This window comes from Streptomyces sp. NBC_01013, assembly GCF_045162765.1.
GTDB lineage: Bacteria > Actinomycetota > Actinomycetes > Streptomycetales > Streptomycetaceae > Streptomyces.
Map to the genome: position 1 here is coordinate 7,128,691 of NZ_CP108687.1, position 19,382 is coordinate 7,148,072.

A 19,382-nucleotide genomic window follows, 5' to 3' on the forward strand; every position below is an offset into this window, starting at 1 on the left:
CTACGACGACTGCCGGCGCCGCGGTCCGGGGGCGGGCGTCCGCGGGGCGGACGCTCCGGTCGTGCGGGGTCTGCTCTGGGTGAGGGCTGCACCCGCCAGGACGACGAGGGCGCCGACCGGGGTGTTCCAGCTGAGTTGTTCGCCGAGTACGGCAATACCCGCCGCGGTGGCGATCACCGGAATGAAGTAGGTGACCATCTGCGCGGTCGTCGGGCCGACCTCGGTGACCAGGCCGTATTGGAGGAGCACGGCGAGTCCCGTCCCCAGGGCCCCCAGGGCGACGACGGCCAGGGTGGGCCACAGCGGGAATCCGTCCGGTGCCGAGGTGAACAACGGGGTCACCAGGGCGAGCTGCACCGTGCCGAGGAAGAGCTGGCTGCCGGTGAGGGAGAGGGCGGAGGAACCGCTGCCCGCCAGAGTCCGGCGCACGTAGATCCAGCCGACGGGATAGCTGAGGGAGGCCAGGAGCGCCATCGCCGTACCGCTGAAGTCCAGACCGGAGAAGCCCTGCCAGGCGCCCAGCACGGTCAGGACACCGAGGAAGCCGAGCCCGAGACCGGCGACGCGGCGGCGGGTGGGGCGGTCCTCGGAGAGAGCGACGAGGGACAGGGCCATGCCCCACAGGGGTGAGGTCGCGTTGCAGATGCCGGCCAGGGTCGAGGGGATGGTCAGTTCCGCATACGCGAACAGGGAGAACGGCAGGGCGTTGAGGAAGAAGGCGGCAACGGCCAGGTGACCCCACGTGCGGACGGTGCGCGGCAGTCGCTCCCGCTTCACCATCATGGCCACGGCCAGCACCGCGGTCCCCGACAGCAGGCGGCCGAGCGTGACCTGGAACGGTGCGTAGCCATCGGTCCCGACCTTGATCAGGAGGAAGCTGAAGCCCCAGATGAGTGAGAGCGCCGCGAAGCGCAGCCGCCAGTCCAGCGCGGGGCGGGCCACGGGATGGGAAGGCTCGGTCAGGGGGGATGCGGGGACGGTCAGCTCGGTTGCGGGCGGTGCGCTCATGAGGTCAACGATGACGAATGCAATCTCGTAGCACAAGTGAGACTTCGTTCGAGAGTCCGCGTAGCATTGCTTACATGTTGAACCTGGAGCGCCTGCGTACCCTGGATGCCCTCGCCCGGCTCGGTTCGGTCAGCGGCGCCGCCGAGGGGCTGCACGTCACCACGTCGGCCGTCTCCCAGCAGATGGCGAAGCTGGAGCGTGAAGTGGGCCAGCAGCTGCTCGCCAGGAACGGCCGGGGGATCCGGCTCACCGACGCGGGGCAGTTGCTCGCCGACCACGCGGCCCGGATCCTCTCGCAGGTCGAGCTCGCGCAGTCCGACATCGAGGCCCAGCGGGGGGAGGTGGTGGGCGAGATCCGGCTGGGCGCGTTCCCCACCGCGGCGCGCGGACTCTTCCCCTCGACGCTCCTCGCCCTGCGCGCCGATCACCCCGAACTCCGGGTGCGTACGCAGGAACTGGAGCCGGAGGACGGTATCCGGGCTGTACTCAGAGGGGACATCGATCTCGCCGTGGTGCTGGACTGGAGCAACAAGCGGCTGCCGGTCCCCGGCGGGCTCGCCCGTGCGCAACTGCTCGACGACGCACCGGACATCGCCATGCCCGCGGGCCATCCGCTGGCGGAGCGGGACAGGGTCGACCTGGAGGACTTCGCCGACGACGACTGGGTGTCGTGGCCCGAGGGCGAATTCTGCTACGACTGGCTGATGTTCACGCTTCGTTCCAAAGGGATCGAGCCGCGCATCGCCCACCTCGCCGGCGAGCACCACACCCAACTCGCGCTGATCGCTGCTGGAATGGGGGTCTGCGTGGCGCCGCGGCTGGGCCGCGGGCCGGTGCCCGACGCTGTGCGGCTGGTGCCGGTACGGCAGAAGATGCGGAGGCATGTCCATGCCGTGTGGCGCGCGGACGCGGACAGGCGCCCGTCGATCAGGGCGGCGGTCGCGGCGCTACGGGAGGCGGGGCGGGAGCTGGACGATCCGTTGGGAGACGCGTAGCGGCCGGGTTCCCCATCGGGATCCCGTTGCTCACGTGCCGGCCGGAGCGGCCATTTTGCCGAAGTCCCAGGAGGTGACGGCATCGGGCGTGAGCCGCATCCAGGCGTGCCGCCCATCGTGAGGCATCGTCTCCATGTTGAAGTACTTCGCCGCGAACAGCTCCTCAGGGACAGTGAGTTCCGGGCAGGGTTCGCCGGTGCGCGGAGCCTCGCCGACGAAGACGGCCTCGCCCGCGAGCTCGATGCCGCGCAACTCGCCGTACTCCACCCCGTCGTCGACGATCACGGAGATCCTCGGGTCGTGGCGCAGCTGCGACCAGCGCAGGCTCCGGGTGATGGAGTACAGCCACAGCGAGGTTCCGTCCCAGCAGAACCAGAGCGCACCGACGTGCGGGCGGCCGTCCGCGCCGACGCTGGCGACCCGGCAGGTGCGCTGCCCGGTGAGGTAGGCGTCGCGCTCCTCGTCCGTCATCATGATCCGGCGGCCGCGCCGTTGACTGACGGCCATGGGAAGCCCCCTCCTGTTGGCTGACTAGGTGTCAGGAATCATGAGGCCTCTTCCTTCATCGCGCAATGGACGTTAGCCTCGCGCGCCCGATCCGTCTCCGAGAGGGGCAGCCGTGCCGACGAGGGAACAGCTTGCCGAACTGACCGATCCCGCCACCACCGTCCTGCTGACGGTGGAATGCCAGCAGGGTGTCGTGGGACCCGGCAGCGCGCTGCCCGAACTGGCCAGGGAGGCCAGGTCCTCCGGGGCTCTGGACAACGTCGCGCGACTGGTCTCCGCCGCCCACGAGGCAGGCGTCCAGGTACTGCACGCGGTGGCCGAACGCCGCCCGGACGGCCGGGGCGCCAACAGCAACGCCCGCCTCTTCCGCGCCGCGGGGCGGCTTCCCGTACAGCAGCACTCCGGCAGTACGGCGGTACGGATCGCGGAGCCCATCGCGGTGGCGGACGAAGACCTCGTCGTCCGCCGGCTTCACGGGCTGTCGCCGATCGCGGGCACGGACGTGGACGCCCTGCTCCGCAACCTCGGCTGTCGCACCCTGGTCGTCACCGGCGTATCGGCGAACGTCGCCGTTCCCAACGCGGTCTTCGACGCGGTGAACCTCGGGTACACCGCGGTGGTGCCCGCCGACGCCATCGCGGGGGTGCCCGCCGACTACACCCCCGCGATGATCCGCAACACACTCGCCCTGGTCGCCACCGTGACCTCGACCGACAGCCTGCTCGACTGCTGGCTGAGCGGGCGGACCGGGAGGCGGCAGGGCGGCCGGGGCGCTACGACGCCAGGCTGATCGAATCGCCCTGGACCGTGATCGCGGCGGGGGGCAGCGGTGTGGTGGCCGGACCCGTGGTGACGGCGCCCGTCGCCACGTCGAACATGCTGCCGTGACAAGGGCAGTTGATGGTGCCGTCGGACACGCTCGACACCGCGCACCCCGCGTGGGTGCACTTGGACGAGAAGGCCTTGAACTCACCGGCCGCGGGCTGCGTCACCACGACCCCCTGCTCCGCGAAGATCTTCCCGCCGCCCTCCGGGATGTCGGTGGTCTTCGCGAGGACCGCCCCTGCGCTGCCGTCCCCGCTGTCGTCGTACTGCTCGACGACACCGGAACCGGCCGCCTCCTTCGAGCCGCCGCACGCGGTCAGTACGGCGGCCACGGAGACGGCGCCGGCCGCTGTGACGACTGCCCGGCGTCCGATGCGGACCTCGTGGTCCTGCGATGCGCTCATGCTGGCATTTCCTTCCGGGGTGTTCTCGGCTGCGACGCTTCGTCCAGGGGTACGCGCAACCGGTGATCTGTGTTCAAAGCCCCAGGGACTTCCTCAGGAAGTCCCGCTCCAGCAGCAGCAGACCGCTCGCGGTCCGTTCCTGCCCCACGAGGTGTCCGGCGCCCGAAAGCGGCAGAACCGTGTGCGGCCTGCCCGCGGCGAGCAGTGCTGCGGAGAGCCGCAGGGTGTGGGCCACGGCCACATTGTCATCGGCAAGTCCGTGCACGAGCATGAGCGGCCGCGACAGTGCCGCCGCTTCGTCCAGGAGCGAATTGCGGGTGTAGTTCGCGGGCTGCACGTCCGGGTGGCCCAGGAAGCGCTCCTCCCAGTGGGTGTCGTAGAGACGCCGGTCGGCGGGGGCCGCGCCCGCCACTGCCGCGTGGAAGACCTCCGGGTGCCGCAGCACGGCCGCCGCTGCCAGGTAGCCGCTGAACGACCAGCCGCGCATCGCCACCCGGGTCAGGTCGAGGTCCGGGTGCTGGGCGGCCGCCGCGTGCAACGCGTCGATCTGATCCTCCAGAACGGCCGTCAGACGGTCGCCGTGCACCGACTTCTCCCACGCCTCGCCGCGCCCCGGCGTGCCGCGTCCGTCCGTGACCAGCACTGCGAACCCCTGCTCGGCGAACCACTGGGCGACCGCGGCCCACCAGGCCCGGACCTCCAGGACAACCTGCATGCCGTGACCGGCGTAGGGGCTGAGAAGGACCGGCAGGGCGCCGTTGCCCGGCCGGTGCCAGGACGGCAGGTAGAGCCTGCTGCGCAGCTCCCGTTTCCCCAGGCTCAGGGCCAGCGGGCGCGGGACGACGAGCGGTTCTTCGGCCAGGACGGCGATGCTCCCCGTCGGCACGCCGGCCCGGAGCACCGTCACCGTACGGCCGTGGGGTGTCCTGCTGTCGAGGACCGACGTCGGGCCGCCGACTGCCGCGGTGTGCACACCGGGTGTGCTGCTGACGCGTACGGGACTCCCGGTGGGATCACCGACGGCGTACGACCAGACGTGGATCTCGGTCGGCTCCTCGCTCGCGGTGAAGAACACCCGTCCGTCCGCCGTGCCGATCACCTCGCGGACCTCCAGGCCCGGGGGCGTCGTGGCGCCGCCGATGTCCAGCCCCTGGGTGTCGCCGCCCGGGCGCGCGGGGACGACGAGTCCTCCCGAGGCGAGGCGCAGCGGCGTACCGGGACGCAGGGCGACCCAGGCGGGGTCATGGGTCCGGTGCGCGGTGAGGGTCGAGCCCGTCACCTCGTCCACCTCCAGGACGTGGACCGACCGCTGGTCGCGCGTCTGTACGGAGACGAGCGGACCGTGGTCGTCCCAGCCCGCCGCCACGACGTACTCGAACGCCCGGTCCGTCCAGACGCCCTCGGGGTGTGTCTCCCCGGCCTCGCCGGGCAGGTGGACATCGATCCGCTCCCCGGACACCCGCAGCAGATGCAGCGACACCTTGGCGTTCGCCGTCCCGGCGGCCGGGTAGGCCACCACCCGGGGCGGCCGCTCCGGGTCGGAGGGGTCGGCGATGTACCGGCGCCGGACCTTCGCCGTGTCCACCCTGGCGACCAGGAGCGCATCGCCGCGAGGCGACCACCAGTAGCCGCGCGAGCGCCCGATCGACTCCTGTGACACGTAGTCGGACAGCCCGTACGTCACGTACTCGCCGTCCGGTCCGGCGAGCAGCCGCTCGCCCGTCCCGTCCTGCCGTACGGTCCGCAGCGCACCCCCGGAGACGTACGCGATCAGGGAGCCGTCGGGGGAGGGACGCGGATCGACGACCGGGCCGGCCGTGGCTACCCGGCGCGGGGGGCCGCCGTCGGTGCTGAGCACCCAGAGGACGCCCTGGAGCGCGAAGGCGACCAGCCGTGCGGAGGCGTCGGTGGCGTAGGACACCACACCCGAGGAGGTCACCCGGGCGCGCTCGCGACGGGCCAGTTCCTCGGGCGGCACCCCGCCCGGGGCGCCGTCCGCGAAGTCGGGCCCGAGGGGATCGGCGAGCAACCGCTCCGCGCCGTTCTCGTACAGCCAGAGTCTGCTGACCGGGTCGGTACCCGAGGTGGTCCGGACGAAGAGCACCCGTTCGCCGTCGGGGGAGACGGTGAACTGCCCGGGCACGCCGAGCGAGAAGCGCCGGGTGCGGGCGAACTGGAAGGGGAATCTTTCCGCGGCGGTCGCGGGCGCGTCCGCGGACACGTCGAAGGGGGAGTCGGGCGGGGGAGTCATGGCGACACCATGGCAGGTGGAAATCCGCTCGATCCATCCCGGTCCGCCCCCATGCGGTGCGGGGCTCGGCTCCGGCGGAGCGGGAGCCCGCGGTCTGCCGGGGCGGACATCGCCGGAGCCCCGCGTCACACGCGGACAGACGCGTGCGACGCGGGGCTGAGTGATCCGGTGATCAGCGATCAGGAGGCCGGGGCCGCGGCGGACTTCGCCGCCGCCGCGCTCTCCTCCGCGAGCCGCTCCATCCCGCTCTGCGTCCTGAGCGGCTTCTCCTTGATGAACAGCACCGCGATCAGGGCGAGGAACGCGAAGGGGGCGCCGATCAGGAAGACGTCCGCGGTCGCCACGCCGTATGCGTGCTCGACCACCTGCCGGGCCGGTTCGGGGAGGGTGCTGAGGTCGGGAACGCCGTGCCCGGCACCTCCGTTGTCCGCCGCCCCGCCGAACCCCTTCTCCATCTCCGAGGCCACCCGGTGGCCGAGGACGGCCCCCAGCGCGCTCGTGCCGATCGCCCCGCCGAGGCTCCGGAAGAAGGAGAGCACCGAGGTCGCCGCACCGAGCTCCGAGGCGGGTACGTCGTTCTGGGCGGCCAGCACCAGGTTCTGCATCAGCATGCCGACGCCGATGCCGAGCACGACCATGTAGAGGCTGAGCACGCCGAACGAGGAGTCGGCGCCGATCGTGGACAGCAGGCCCATGCCGGCTGTCATGATGACGCCGCCCGCGATCAGGAAGCCCTTCCACTTGCCCCGGGAGGAGATGATCTGCCCGGCGACGGTCGTGGAGACCATCAGACCGAGGATCATCGGCAGGCTCATCAGGCCCGCGACGGTCGGGGTCTTGCCGAGCGAGATCTGGAAGTACTGCGAGAGGAACACCGTGCCGCCGAACATGGCCACGCCGACCAGCATGCTCGCGACCGTCGTCAGCGCCACGGTGCGGTTGCGGAAGATGTCCAGCGGGATGATGGGTTCCTTGACGCGGGACTCGACCAGGACCGCGGTGCCCAGCAGGACCACGCCCGCGGTGACCAGTGCGGCGGTCTGCCACGAAGCCCAGTCGAACCGGTTGCCCGCGAGGGTCACCCAGAGCAGCAGGGCGCTGACGCCGCTCATGATCAGGAGGGCGCCGAGATAGTCGATCCTGACTTCCCTGCGGACCGTCGGAAGCTTCAGGGTCAGTTGGAGCAGGACGATGGCGAGCAGCGCGAACGGGACGCCGATGAAGAAGCACCAGCGCCAGCCCAGCCAGGAGGTGTCCACGAGCACGCCGCCGATCAGGGGGCCCGCGACGGTGCCGACGGCGAACACGGCACCGAAGATGCCGGAGTAGCGGCCCAGCTCACGCGGCGGGATGATCGCCGCCATCACGACCTGGGCGAGTGCGGTGAGACCGCCCGCACCGATGCCCTGCACGACGCGGCTCACGATGAGCAGGCCCACACTGTGCGAGAAGCCGGCGACGAGTGAGCCGACGACGAACATCGACAGTGAGAGCTGGATGAGCAGCTTCTTGTCGTACAGGTCGGAGAGCTTGCCCCAGATCGGGACGGTCGCCGTCATGGCGAGGAGCTCGGCCGTGACGACCCAGGTGTACGAGGACTGGCTGCCGTTCAGGTCGGCGATGATCCTGGGCAGGGCATTGGAGACCACGGTGGAGGCCAGGATGGCCACGAACATGCCGGCCATCAGGCCGGACATGGCCTGGAGTATCTGGCGGCGCGTCATGCCGGACGCGGGCCCCTCGGGCGCGCCGGCGGTACCGGCTTCGGGTGTGACGGCAGCGGTCATCGGCTGACGTTCCTCATTTTCTGGTGACTGGTCTGTGGTGACTGGTGTTGCGGAGCGTGGTCCGCGGAAACCGGTTCTGCGGTGACGGGTGAAGTCCCGTGATGCGGAGCGTCAGGTCTTCAGGCCGGTGGCCAGCGAGGCGAACGCCTCGCGGTAGAGGCTCTGGAACGTACGGGTGCGGCCCGAGGCCACCCAGACCTCCACGGTGGCGCGCACGGCGGCGATCGCCACGTGTGCGAGCAGCCGGGGCTGGAGATCGGTCTCGGGGTCCTGGCCCAGACGCTCGGCCAGGACGGCGACCAGAGCTCGCTCGTCGGCGCCCTGGGCAGCCAGGAAACCCGGGAGCAGCGAAGGGCTTCTCCTGAGGACCGCCATCTGGAGTTCCCAGCGTTCGTGGTCCTCCTCGATCTGCGCGAGTTCCTGGGCGAGCGCCTCGCTGAGGGCTTCGAGTGCCGTGAGGTGTTCCGGTGCGTTCAGCACCGCCCGACGGGTCCGTTCGGCGTTCTCCTGACCTGGGCGGGTGATCGCTTCGTCCAGGCACGGGAAGTAGTTGAAGAACGTACGCACGGAGACGCCGACGGCATCGGTGACCGCTTCCACGGTCACGTTCTCGATGCCGCGCTCCGCCGCCATGCGCAGCGCCATGTCGGCAAGGGCGTCGCGTGTCGCGCGCTTCTTGCGTTCGCGCAGCCCGAGGGCGGGATCGTCGGCACTCATGAAGGTGCATGCTATGCAATTTTGCTCCCTGGGCAAAATTCCTCTCGTGCCTGGTCGGAGCAGTGCCGCGCCGGCTCGAACACACGGCCTCCGCCGGGGACCCGGGCGCCTCGCCCCGCGGAGTGGCACCGACGACCCCGGCCCACGGAGTCGTGACGCCGGTCCTCGGTGTGTGACTCCCGGAGCGGAGGCAAGGGCCCGGGCCTTCGGCCCGACGATCGAGGACAACCCGGTGCGCCGCGCCCCAGGTCAGGCCCGCGTCAGCCCCGCCGTTCGCGGAGCGCCGCTCGCGCCGGCAGGGTGACCGCGAACAGGGAGAGAGCCACCGCGGCCGCGGCGAAGGACCCGTACGCGAGCGGGGGCACGTAGGGGGCCTCGCCCGTCAGCCCGCGCATCATCGGGACGAGGGTGGCCGCGGCGATGGCCGTGCCAAGGACGATGCCGGCCACCGCCACCAGCAGGCCCTCCCAGCGCAGCATGCCCATCACCTGGCGCCTGGTGGCGCCGACCAGGCGGAGCATGCCGAGCTCGCGGCGGCGGTCGAGGACGGTCATCACGAGGGTGTTGGCGGCGGCGAGGGCGGCGAAGCCGCCCAGGACAGCGGCCATCGTGTAGTTGGCCCAGGCGTTGAGCTCTCGGTCGGCGGTCTGCTCGACCGCGTAGCCGGACGCGTCGGTGACCGTGCCCAGCGGGGAGAGGGCCTTCGCGTGCCCGCCACGTACCAGCAGCGTGGTGTCGAAGCCCGAGGTCACGTGGCCGGCCAGCGACGCGCGGTCCATGGTCACGGCCGCCAGGCCGAGACCTCGCCCGTACACGGCGACGACCTCGGGGCTGGTCCGGGTGCCGTCCGGGAGGTACATCGGCAGCTTGTCGCCGACCTCGGCCTCGGCCGACGTGGCGAGCGTCCGGTCGATGGCGATCCGGCCCTCGCCCACCCGGTCCAGGCTGCCGCTGCGCACATCGAGGTCCTGCACCTGTCCGAGTCGCGCGCCCGAGACGCCCTGGACCGGCGAACCCTGCAGCCACCGGTCGCCCCCGGAGCCGACGGGCACCAGCACCTGCGTGTCGAGCAGGCCCACGGCCGCGTCGACGCCGGGCGTGCGGGCGGCCCGGCGCACGGCGTCGGACGGCAGCCCGGCGGGGTGCGTGACGACATGGTCCGCGATGACGCCGGCACGCAACTGCTTCGCCGCTGCGTGGCTCTCGCTCGTATGCATGAAGGCGAGCGTCGAGGCGAAGGCCATGGCCAACACGATCGGGGTGATCGCGGAGGCCAGCCGACGCGCGTTCGTACGGGAGTTGGCGGCGGCGAGCGTGGCCGGGGCGCCGCCGCTGCCGTCCAGCGCGAGCCCGAGCAGTGCCGCGCACAGCCGCGCCACCAGCGGGCCGAGAAGGGCGACGGCGAGCATGAACAGCATGACGACGCCGAGGGCGGCGTTGGCCGCGTCGTCGCCCGACGAGCGGGCGGCGAAGGCGGTGAAGAATCCGCCGCCGACGAGGGCGACCAGACCCAGCACCGTACGGATCACGCCGGGCCGCAGCCGCTCCACCGACGCCTCGGCCAGCGCCCGGCCCGGCTTGATCTTCGCCGGCCGGCGTCCGGCCGCCCAGCCTGCGGTGAGCGCGGTCAGCAGCACCGCACCGACCGCGGCGACGAGCGGGATCCAGGAGACGTGCAGATCCACCGGGCCAGGGACGGCCCCGCGTTCCTTGAGCTGTGCGAACCACCAGCGCGCGAGCCCGACCCCCGGCAGGCAGCCGACCAGCCCGGCCAGTGGTGCCACGAGCAGCGACTCGGCGGCGACCGCGCGGCGGATCTGCCGCGGGGTGGCGCCGACCGCGCGCAGCAGCGCGAACTCCCGGGCCCGCTGGGCGACGGACAGCGCGACCGTGCCGGATGCCGTGAAGACGGCGACCAGGGTGGCGATCCCGCCGAACGAGCCGCCGAGCCCGGTGAGTGTCTCCTTGGCGTACGCGAGTCCGTGGTTCTCGACGGAGCCGCGGCCGTCACCCGTGTGCACCTGGGCTCCGGTGCCGGCCAGTGCCCTCTTCACGCCGGCGACGAGGGCGGCGTTGTCTGCCGGGGACGCCCCGTCCTTCGCCAGGACGGCGATGGCGTCCGCCTTGCCGGGGTGCCCGGCCAGTGCAGGGGACTGGGCGTCGGTGAACCAGCCCGTGGCTCCCTCGGTCACAGCGTCGCCGGATCCGGCCCTCGCCAGCCCGGAGACGCGGAAACCGGCTCGCCCGGTGGCGGTTTCGAGCGTGACGGTGTCGCCGACGCCCGCCTTCGCGGCCCGTGCGGCGGCGGCGTCGAGCACGACCTCGCCCGCCCGGGGGGCGGTTCCGGAGGCGAGCGCGGTGCCGGTGAAGGCGTGCGATCCCCAGCCGTGGCCCGTCAGCGCGCCCTCGCCCAGACGCACCGGGAACGTGAAGTCAGGGACCGCCGTCTCCGCGCCCGGCACGCGGGCTGCCCTGCCGGCCAGGGCGGTGTCCACACGAGCGGTGTCCGGCAGCGGGCTCGCCGACTCGGAGCGGCTGTCTCCGCTGCCCGTGACGAGACGGGCGTACTGGTCCGCCGCGGCGACCACCGGCGCCTTCGCGTACCGCTGGGCCGGCACCGAGGCGCGGGCGCCCGTCTCCAGGAGGATGCCGCAGGCGGAGACGATCAGCGCCGCCATCATCAGCGCGACGAAGGTGCCGGCGAAAGACGCCGGCTTGAAGCGGACGGCCGCGCGGGCCAGGCCGTTGGGGGCGAAGCGGCTCACGCGGCGACCCCCGCCCTCGCGTCGGGGCGGGAGGTGAGAGCAGCCATGCGTGCGCCGATCTGTTCCGCCGAGCCGCGGTCGAGGGAGCCGGCGAGGGCGCCGTCGGCGAGGAAGAGCACGCGGTCGGTCCAGGCGGCGGCGGCCGGGTCGTGGGTGACCATGACGACGGTGGCGCCGAGGGTGTCCACCGCATGCCGGAGCAGGCCGAGGACCTCGGCGGCGGTGACGGTGTCGAGGGCGCCGGTGGGCTCGTCGGCGAAGATCACGTCCGGCGCCGTGATCAGAGCGCGGGCGATGGCCACGCGTTGCTGCTGGCCGCCGGAGAGTTCGCCCGGCCGGCGCTTCGCCTTGTCGGCGAGGCCGACCTGCGCGAGCACCGATGCCGCCCGGCGGCGGTCCTGACGCTGTCCGGCGAGACGCATCGGGAGCAGCACGTTCTGTTCCACGGTCAGGGAGGGCAGCAGGTTGAAGGCCTGGAAGACGAAGCCGAGGCGGCTGCGGCGCAGCTCGGTGAGCTTGTTCTCGTTCATGCCGGTGATCTCCGTACCGCCCAGGCGCACCGTGCCCGCCGATGGCCGGTCGAGGCCGGCGGCGCATTGCAGGAACGTGGACTTGCCGGACCCGGACGGTCCCATCACCGCGGTGAACGTGCCCCGCGGCAGCGCCAGATCGACGCCCGCGAGCGCATGGACCGCGCCGGCGCCGCGACCGTACTGCCTGCGCACGCCGTGCAGTTCGACGGCCGGACCGAGGTCACCCCGGACCTCCGGCCGGTCACCCGTCTGCTGTCCTTTGCCGCCGTGCTGCCTCATGCCGTCCCTCTCACGATCCTTCGAGCCGATGCATTCGACGCTACGGATCACGGTGATGACGGGCCATGGCGGCTGCTGGCGGATGCGGGGTGGGGATAACCCGAGGCCGGGGACCTTTGGCCGGCAGCGGCGACGAGGAGCCAGGGGCCGGCTCGACCTGGAAACATCGGGCCACCCGGTCGAGGGAGCCGGGGGAAAGCCCCCGGCACGTCGCGCAGCTGTCAGCCCGGCCCGGCAGCCGCCTTCGCCGCCAGATAGCGCGCGGGGAACTCCCCGCCCCCGTGCACCGCCAGGTCCGCCCCGCTGACGTATCCGGACAGACCACCGGCGAGGAACAGACAGGCGTGGGCGACATCGTCGGGGACCGCCATCCGTCCCATCGGGATGATGCCCGCCACCGACGCCCCGCCGTCGGCGCCGTAGACCGCCGCCGCGCTCTCGGTGCGGATCAGCCCCGTGGTGATGTGGTTGACCCTGACCGCCGGTGCCCATTCCAGGGCCAGCGCCTTGGTGAGGGCCAGCAGCCCTGCCTTGGCGGCCGAGTAGGCCGCGGTCCCAGGCTGCGGGTCCTGGCCGGAGACGCTGCCGATGTTGATGACCGAACCGCCGCCGTCCTGAGCCCGCATGACGCGGTGGGCCGCCTGTGCCACGTAGAACGGCGCGAGCAGATTCAGTGCGACGACCCTCTCCACGAACCGGGGCGAGACGGTGGCCGCGTCGGCGTCCGGGGAGCCGCCCGCGTTGTTGACGAGTACATCGAGCCGGCCGAAGCGTTCCACCGCCGCGTCCACCAGCGAGGACGCCGCCGCCGGATCGCGTACGTCGGCGGGGACGAAGACCGCGCGACGGCCCTCGGCAGCGGGCAGTGTTTCCGGGGTGGTGCGGCCGCAGACCACCACTTCCGCCCCGGCGCCCAGGAACGCCCCGGAGATGGCGGCACCGATTCCCCTGGTCCCGCCGGTGACCAGGACCACCTGCCCCGTGAAGTCCAACGGACCGCCGATCTCCATGCGTCGCGCCCCCTGATCCGTCTGCTGGAACCTGCTCAGTGAGTGGTGAGACCGAGCCCGGCGGCGAGCCGCGCCCTGTGGTGGGCGGCCGGCCCGAACAGTTCGCCCGCCCCGTGTGCCCGCTTGAAGTAGCGGTGCGCGTCGTGCTCCCAGGTGATGCCGATCCCGCCGTGCAGCTGGATCATCTCGCCGGCCACCGCCGAGAACGCCTCGGAGCAGACCGACTTCGCGACGGCGGCGGCCCGCGGCAGCGCACCCGGGTCCCTGTCGGCGGCGAACGCGGCACCGAGCGCCGCCGAACGCGCCGACTCCACCAGGACGTAGGCGTCGGCCAGCCGGTGCTTGACCGCCTGGAACGAACCGATGGGCCGCCCGAACTGGACCCGGTTCCTGGTGTATTCGACGGTGAGCTCCAGACAGTGCCCGGCCGCACCCACCTGCTCGGCGGCGAGTGCGGTGCAGGCCAGGTCCCTTACGTGCTCCAGGCACCGCCCGCCTTCGCCGTTCACGCCCAGCAGGCGCCCCTCGGCACCGTCCAGCATCCACCGGGCCTGGCCCCGGGTCTCGTCCATGGTCACGACGGGCTCCCGGCGCACCCCGGGGGCGTCGGGAGCCACCTCGAAGAGCGACACCCCGTCTGCCGTACGGGCCGCGACGAGCAGCACGGCCACGCCGGACCAGTCCAGCACATACTCCTTGGTCCCGGTGATCAGCCAGCCGCCACCCGGACGCGCCAGCGCCTCGGCGCGTATCGCCTCCTGGTCCCAGGAACCCCGTTCGGCCCAGGCCAGGGTGCCCACCGAGCTGCCCTCGGCGAGTCCCGGCAACAGCCGCCCGCACGCCTCCTTGTCACCGGAGGCGAGCAGGGCCCCGACCGTGAGCACCGAGGAGCCCAGGCACGGCAGCGGGCTCAGGCTCCGGCCCAGCTCCTCCATCAGCACATGGACATCGCGGGCGCCGCCGCCCGCCCCGCCGTACTCCTCGGGCACGGCCAGACCGGCCGCACCGATCTGGGTGGTCAACGGCGCCCAAGCGGCATGTCGCTGATGTCGCGTCAGCAGAGATCGCAGGGCGGACCGCAGCTCGTCCTGTTCCTGCGTGAGTCTCATCGGTCCGCTCCCATGACGCGGGCCCGGCACGCGGCCGGGGTGCCCCAGGCGTCGCGCAGGGGCCGGGCCTTGCGGATCCACAGGGAGAGGTCGAGCTCGTCGGTGTAGCCCACGGCGCCGTGCAGCTGGAGGGCCGTGCGCGCCGCCGTGTATGCGGCTTCGCCCGCCGTGACCTTGGCCGCGGCGACGTCGCGGCCCGCCCCGTCGTCGCCGGCGGCGAGCGCGAGCGCGGCGCCGTGCACCAGCGGGCCGGCGAACTCCAGGGCCAGCAGGGTGTCGGCCAGCCGGTGCTTGACCGCCTGGAAGGAGCCGATCGCCACCCCGAACTGGGAGCGCTGCTTGACGTATTCGACGGTACGGGCCAGCAGGGTCCGGCCGACCCCGAGCGCCTGGGCTGCCGTGGCGAGCGCGGCCACGTCGGCCGCGTACGCGACGGCGGCGGTCACTGCCGGGCCCTGGGCGAGAACCGTCCCGTCCGCCGGCCGTGACAGTCGCCGTGCCGGGTCCGCCGAGGGCTGTACGGTTCCTGACCCGTTCGCGAGGCGCAGGGTGTCGCCCGCCACCACGAACACCGCGTCGGCCGCGTCGGCGTCCAGGGCGTACGGGCCGAGGGACGTCAGACAGAGGGAGGCGGCCGACTTCCCCGATGCGATGCCGGGCAGCCGGTCCGCGGCGAGGCGGTCGTCGTCGAGCCGGTGCAGCAGGGCCGCCGCGGCAACCGTCTCCACCAGCGGCCCGGGGACGGCGTGCCGTCCCAGCGCCTCGAAGGCGAGGGTGAGTTCGAGGGGAAGAGGACCGAACCCCTCGTACTTCTCCGGAACCGCGAGTGCGAACACCCCGGCCTCGGCCAGCCGCGCCCAGACGGCACGCCCCGGGCCGTGGTCGCCGGCCGCCCAGGACCGCACGACGGCCGGGGTGGCGCAGGAGGTGAGCAGAGCGTCGAGGGAGTGGGCGAAGTCCCGCTGCTCGGCGTCCAGGAGGAAACGCATCAGCGGCGCCCCTTCGGCAGGCCGAGCAGCCGCTCGGCGATGATGTCGCGCTGGATCTCGTTGGTGCCCGCGTAGACGGGACCGGCCAGCGAGAAGGTGTAGCCCTCGGACCAGTTGCCGTGGTCCGGTGATTCCGTCGCGTGGTCGGCGAGTTCGCCGTAAGGGCCGAGCAGGTCGAGCGCCGTCTCGTGCAGTGCGATGTCCAGCTCGGACCAGTAGATCTTGTTGAGGCTGGAGGCGGCCCCGGCCGGCCCGCCCGCCCCGTGCAGGATCTGGGAGGCCCCCGCGTACGAGAACAGCCGATAGGCGCGGGCCCCGATCACCGCGTCGGCGACCCTGTCGCGCAGCGCCGTGTCCGCCGGGTCGCCGTACTCGCGCCACAGGGCGGTCAGCCGGTCCGCGGCCGCCGTGAAGCGGCCCGGGCTGCGCAGGGTGAGCCCCCGTTCGCTGCCGGTGGTGCTCATCGCGACGCGCCAGCCCTGGCCCGGCTCGCCGATGACGTCCTCGTCGGGTACGAACACCTGGTCCAGGAAGAGCTCGGCGAAGGCGGGCTTCCCGTCGAGCCGCCCGATGGGCCGCACCGTCACCCCCTCCGCGTCCAGCGGGAACATCAGATACGTGAGCCCCCGGTGCGGCCGGTCCCGTTCGGGGTCGCTGCGGAACAGACCGAAGGCCCGGTCGGCGAAGGCGGCCCGGGAGGACCAGGTCTTCTGGCCGCTGAGCAGCCAGCCACCCTCCGTCCGTACGGCGGTCGACTTCAGTGAGGCCAGGTCGGAGCCGGACTCCGGCTCGGACCAGGCCTGCGCCCAGATCACCTCACCACGTGCCATCGCGGGCAGGACCCGGGCCCGTTGCTCGGCGGTGCCGTGCTCGAAGAGGGTCGGGGCCAGCAGATTGATGCCGTTCTGGCTGACCCGGCCGGGCGCCCCGGCAGCGTAGTACTCCTCCTCGAAGACCAGCCAGCGCAGCAGGGAGCTCCCTCGCCCGCCGAACTCCTCGGGCCAGGAGACGACCGACCAGCGGTCGGCGGACAGGACCGCCTCCCACTCCCGGTGCGCGGCGAAGCCTTCGGCGGTCTCCAGCGACGGCAGGGGCGCGACCGGGACGTGGTCCGCCAGCCAGTCACGCACCTCGGCACGGAACGCCTCGTCGGCCGGCTCGGAATCGAGGTCCATCAGCCGCCCGCCTTCTTCATCGCCCGGATGTCCATGCCCCCGAGCGCGTCCGGCGCGGTCTCGGCGTTGTGCGCGTGCGCCAGGTGATGCAGGCCGAACACCGAGTCCATGCCGGTGTGCATGCCCTGCAGGTCCTCGGCCTGGTTGACCGCGCGCTTCGTCAGGGCAAGCCCCATGCGCGGCATCTCCGCGATCTTCAGCGCCAACTCAGCTGTGCGGTCCGCCAGTTCGTCGCGAGGGACGACCCGGTTGACCATGCCGACCTCGTAGGCCCGCTGTGCACTCATGCGGTCGCCGGTGAAGAGGAACTCCTTGGCGATTCTTGGCGGCATCACCCACGGGTGGGCGAAGTACTCGACGCCGGGGATACCCATCCGGACCACGGGATCGGCGAAGAAGGCGTCCTCCGAAGCCACGATCAGATCGCACACCCAGGCCAGCATCAGGCCGCCCGCCACACATGCGCCCTGCACGGACGCGATGACCGGTTTGGGCATTTCCCGCCAGCGGCGGCACATGCCCAGGTAGACCTCGGACTCGCGGGCGAACCGGCTCTCCGCGCCCTCCTTGTCCGAGTGGTCCCACCAGAGTCCCGCCCGCCGCTCGAACGGCAGATGAGCGTCCCGCTCCGGGGTTCCGATGTCGTGGCCGGCGGAGAAGTGCTTGCCCGCCCCGGCGAGGACGACGCTCTTCACCTCGCTGTCGTCGGCCGCGCGGTAGAACGCGCGGTCCAGGGCGTAGGTCATCGCGGAGTTCTGCGCGTTGCGGTAGTCGGGCCGGTTCATGGTCACCGTCGCGACCGGGCCCCGCTTCTCGTAGCGCACCGGTTCGTCGTGGGCAGCGGACATCGGACGCTCCTTCCCTAACAAGTGTTTGGTAGATTAACGTACCCCCATGAGCAGCGTCGAGGAGTTCCGCGCCGAGATCCGCGGGTGGCTGGCAGCCCACCTCACCGGCGCCTTCGCGGGTCTTCGCGGCCGCGGCGGACCCGGTCGTGAGCACGAGGCCTTCACCGAACGGCTCGCCTGGGAAAGGCACATGGCGGCCGAGCGCTGGACCTGTGTGGGCTGGCCCGAGGAGCACGGAGGCCGGGGCGCCACCCTCGAGCAGCAGATCGCCTTCCACGAGGAGTACGCCCTGGCCGATGCCCCGGCACGCGTCAACCACATCGGGGAGCAGCTGCTCGGCCCGACCCTCCTGGCGTTCGGCACACCCGAGCAGCGTGCCCGCTTCCTGCCGCGCATCGTCGCCGTCGAGGAGCTGTGGTGCCAGGGGTACAGCGAGCCGGACGCCGGGTCCGATCTGGCGAACATACGGACCAGGGCCGAGCGGGACGAGGGGGGCGCCTCCCGCTCGAGCGGAGCCGAGAGCGGGGGCGACTGGGTGGTCACCGGCCAGAAGATCTGGACCTCACTCGCCCATGAGGCCCAGTGGTGCTTCGTCATCGCCCGTACGGAGGCGGGCTCCACGCGCCATGCGGGTCTGTCCTGTCTCCTCGTCCCGCTCGACCAGCCGGGCGTGGAGATCAGGCCTGTCCAGCAGCTGACCGGCACCTGCGAATTCAACGAGGTCTTCTTCGACGGCGCCCGCACCAGCGCCGCGCACATCGTCGGCGCACCCGGCGACGGCTGGCGGGTGGCCATGGCCACCCTCGGCTTCGAACGCGGCGTCTCCACTCTCGGCCAGCAGGTCGGCTTCCGACGAGAACTGGAAGCACTCATCGCGCTGGCCCGGCGCAACGGTGCCGCGGACGACCCGCTGATCCGCGATCGTCTCGCCCGCGCCTGGGCGGGACTGGAGACCATGCGGTGCAACGCCCTGCGCACGCTCGACGGCGTCGCGGCCGGCGCACCCGGGCCCGAGGCGTCCATCGGGAAGATCTTCTGGGCCACCTGGCACCGCGAGCTCGGCGAGCTGGCCATGAGCGTCCTGGGCGCCGGCGGCATGACCGCTCCCGGTGCGCCCTACGAACTCGACGACTGGCAGCGGCTGTTCCTCTTCTCCCGCTCCGACACCATCTACGCCGGATCCAACGAGATCCAGCGCAACATCATTGCCGAGCGCATCCTCGGCCTGCCCAAGGAGATCCGCCCGTGACCCCGCAGCCGCCCTACGTACCGGGCCACTCCCTCCTGGCCGGACGCACCGCGGTGATCACCGCCGCCGCGGGCTCCGGCATCGGCGGAGCGACCGCCCGCAAGTTTCTGGAGGAGGGCGCACGGGTCGTCATCGGTGACGCCCACGAGCGCCGCCTGAAGGAGAGCGCCGCCGCCCTCGCGGAGGAGTTCGGCGCCGCCAGCGTCGCGGCACTGCCCTGTGACGTCACCGACCAGCAGCAGGTCGACGCGCTGTTCGCGCTCGCCGCCGAGCGCCATGAAGGGCTCGACATCGTCGTCAACAACGCAGGCCTCGGCGGCACCGCCGACCTCGTCGACATGACCGACGAGCAGTGGTCGAAGGTCCTCGACGTCACCCTGAACGGGACCTTCCGCTGCACCCGCACTGCCCTGCGGTACTTCAAGGACCGCGGCACCGGCGGCGTCGTCGTCAACAATGCCTCCGTCATCGGCTGGCGCGCGCAGCGCGGTCAGGCACACTACGCCGCCGCGAAGGCCGGAGTGATGGCCCTCACCCGCTGCGCAGCCCTGGAGGCGGCGGACTTCGGCGTACGCGTCAACGCCGTCGCCCCGAGCCTGGCGATGCACCCGCACCTGGTGAAGGTCACCACCGGGGAACTCCTCGCCGAACTCACCGCACGCGAGGCGTTCGGCCGGTACGCCGAGCCCTGGGAGATCGCCAACGTCATCGTCTTCCTGGCCGGCGACTACTCCTCGTACATGACGGGGGAGACCGTCTCCGTCAGCAGTCAGAGGGCGTGAAGGCGATCACCGGCTTCACCGGCTTCACCGGCATCGACTGGTCCGCCCCGGCGGTACCCACAGCCCGGAGGAGACCACCCGCCCGTACCTGCCGATGGTCCTCGTGGGGATCACCGCACGCACCTGATACGCCCTCACATTACATACGT

The 19,382-nt window shown here is 72.1% G+C and carries 17 protein-coding genes; 4 read left to right on the top strand and 13 right to left on the bottom strand.

Features of this window, described 5'->3' with window-relative positions; all coding sequences use genetic code 11:
* On the bottom strand, positions 1-1,008 hold the full coding sequence (locus OG538_RS31105; RefSeq protein ID WP_406098757.1) for a DMT family transporter: 1,008 nt from the start codon (positions 1,006-1,008) through the stop codon (positions 1-3).
* A gap of 74 nt (positions 1,009-1,082) precedes the next feature.
* Between OG538_RS31105 and OG538_RS31110 the strand changes: the two genes are divergently transcribed.
* Entirely contained in the window at positions 1,083-2,003 is a 921-nt protein-coding gene (locus tag OG538_RS31110; RefSeq protein WP_406098758.1) for a LysR family transcriptional regulator, read from the top strand.
* Positions 2,004-2,033: 30 nt separating this feature from the next.
* Here OG538_RS31110 and OG538_RS31115 read toward each other — a convergent pair whose 3' ends face one another.
* Entirely contained in the window at positions 2,034-2,510 is a 477-nt protein-coding gene (locus tag OG538_RS31115) for a pyridoxamine 5'-phosphate oxidase family protein (RefSeq protein ID WP_406098759.1), read from the bottom strand.
* 112 nt (positions 2,511-2,622) lie between these two features.
* Here OG538_RS31115 and OG538_RS31120 point away from each other — a divergent pair, with 112 nt between their 5' ends.
* Positions 2,623-3,300, top strand: a complete 678-nt coding sequence (locus OG538_RS31120; protein WP_406098760.1) for a cysteine hydrolase — start codon at positions 2,623-2,625, stop codon at positions 3,298-3,300.
* Here OG538_RS31120 and OG538_RS31125 read toward each other — a convergent pair.
* From OG538_RS31125 to OG538_RS31175, 11 genes are all read right to left on the bottom strand, one after another.
* Positions 3,284-3,739: a Rieske (2Fe-2S) protein gene (locus tag OG538_RS31125; RefSeq protein ID WP_406098761.1), complete on the bottom strand. Its 456-nt coding sequence runs from the start codon at positions 3,737-3,739 to the stop codon at positions 3,284-3,286. The two genes, OG538_RS31120 and OG538_RS31125, sit on opposite strands and share 17 nt — an antisense overlap.
* A 73-nt stretch (positions 3,740-3,812) precedes the next feature.
* Entirely contained in the window at positions 3,813-5,990 is a 2,178-nt protein-coding gene (locus OG538_RS31130) for a prolyl oligopeptidase family serine peptidase (protein ID WP_406098762.1), read from the bottom strand.
* 179 nt (positions 5,991-6,169) lie between these two features.
* Positions 6,170-7,777: an MDR family MFS transporter gene (locus OG538_RS31135; RefSeq protein WP_406098763.1), complete on the bottom strand. Its 1,608-nt coding sequence runs from the start codon at positions 7,775-7,777 to the stop codon at positions 6,170-6,172.
* Between the two features lie 111 nt (positions 7,778-7,888).
* Positions 7,889-8,494, bottom strand: coding sequence for a TetR family transcriptional regulator (locus OG538_RS31140; protein ID WP_406098764.1), 606 nt, complete (start codon positions 8,492-8,494; stop codon positions 7,889-7,891).
* Positions 8,495-8,754: 260 nt separating this feature from the next.
* Positions 8,755-11,259: an ABC transporter permease gene (locus tag OG538_RS31145; protein WP_406098765.1), complete on the bottom strand. Its 2,505-nt coding sequence runs from the start codon at positions 11,257-11,259 to the stop codon at positions 8,755-8,757.
* The gene (locus tag OG538_RS31150; protein ID WP_406098766.1) at positions 11,256-12,071 is read right to left on the bottom strand and encodes an ABC transporter ATP-binding protein; all 816 of its coding nucleotides are present in this window, start codon (positions 12,069-12,071) and stop codon (positions 11,256-11,258) included. The genes OG538_RS31145 and OG538_RS31150 overlap by 4 nt, the downstream gene beginning before the upstream one ends.
* Before the next feature lie 221 nt (positions 12,072-12,292).
* Complete coding sequence (locus OG538_RS31155) at positions 12,293-13,081, bottom strand: SDR family oxidoreductase (protein WP_406098767.1); 789 nt, start codon at positions 13,079-13,081, stop codon at positions 12,293-12,295.
* 35 nt (positions 13,082-13,116) lie between these two features.
* A complete protein-coding gene (locus OG538_RS31160) occupies positions 13,117-14,190 on the bottom strand; it encodes an acyl-CoA dehydrogenase family protein (RefSeq protein ID WP_406098768.1) in 1,074 nt (357 codons plus the stop codon).
* Positions 14,187-15,179: an acyl-CoA dehydrogenase family protein gene (locus OG538_RS31165; RefSeq protein WP_406098769.1), complete on the bottom strand. Its 993-nt coding sequence runs from the start codon at positions 15,177-15,179 to the stop codon at positions 14,187-14,189. Before OG538_RS31165 ends, OG538_RS31160 begins: the two co-directional genes overlap by 4 nt.
* Positions 15,179-16,354 carry an acyl-CoA dehydrogenase family protein gene (locus OG538_RS31170; RefSeq protein WP_406098770.1) on the bottom strand — a complete coding sequence of 392 codons (1,176 nt, stop codon included), beginning with the start codon at positions 16,352-16,354 and terminating at the stop codon, positions 15,179-15,181. The genes OG538_RS31165 and OG538_RS31170 overlap by 1 nt, the downstream gene beginning before the upstream one ends.
* On the bottom strand, positions 16,354-17,202 hold the full coding sequence (locus OG538_RS31175) for an enoyl-CoA hydratase (protein ID WP_406098771.1): 849 nt from the start codon (positions 17,200-17,202) through the stop codon (positions 16,354-16,356). The genes OG538_RS31170 and OG538_RS31175 overlap by 1 nt, the downstream gene beginning before the upstream one ends.
* 46 nt (positions 17,203-17,248) lie before the next feature.
* Between OG538_RS31175 and OG538_RS31180 the strand changes: the two genes are divergently transcribed.
* A complete protein-coding gene (locus OG538_RS31180; protein ID WP_406098772.1) occupies positions 17,249-18,451 on the top strand; it encodes an acyl-CoA dehydrogenase family protein in 1,203 nt (400 codons plus the stop codon).
* Positions 18,448-19,233 carry an SDR family oxidoreductase gene (locus OG538_RS31185; RefSeq protein ID WP_406098773.1) on the top strand — a complete coding sequence of 262 codons (786 nt, stop codon included), beginning with the start codon at positions 18,448-18,450 and terminating at the stop codon, positions 19,231-19,233. Before OG538_RS31180 ends, OG538_RS31185 begins: the two co-directional genes overlap by 4 nt.
* Positions 19,234-19,382: the final 149 nt, after the last annotated feature.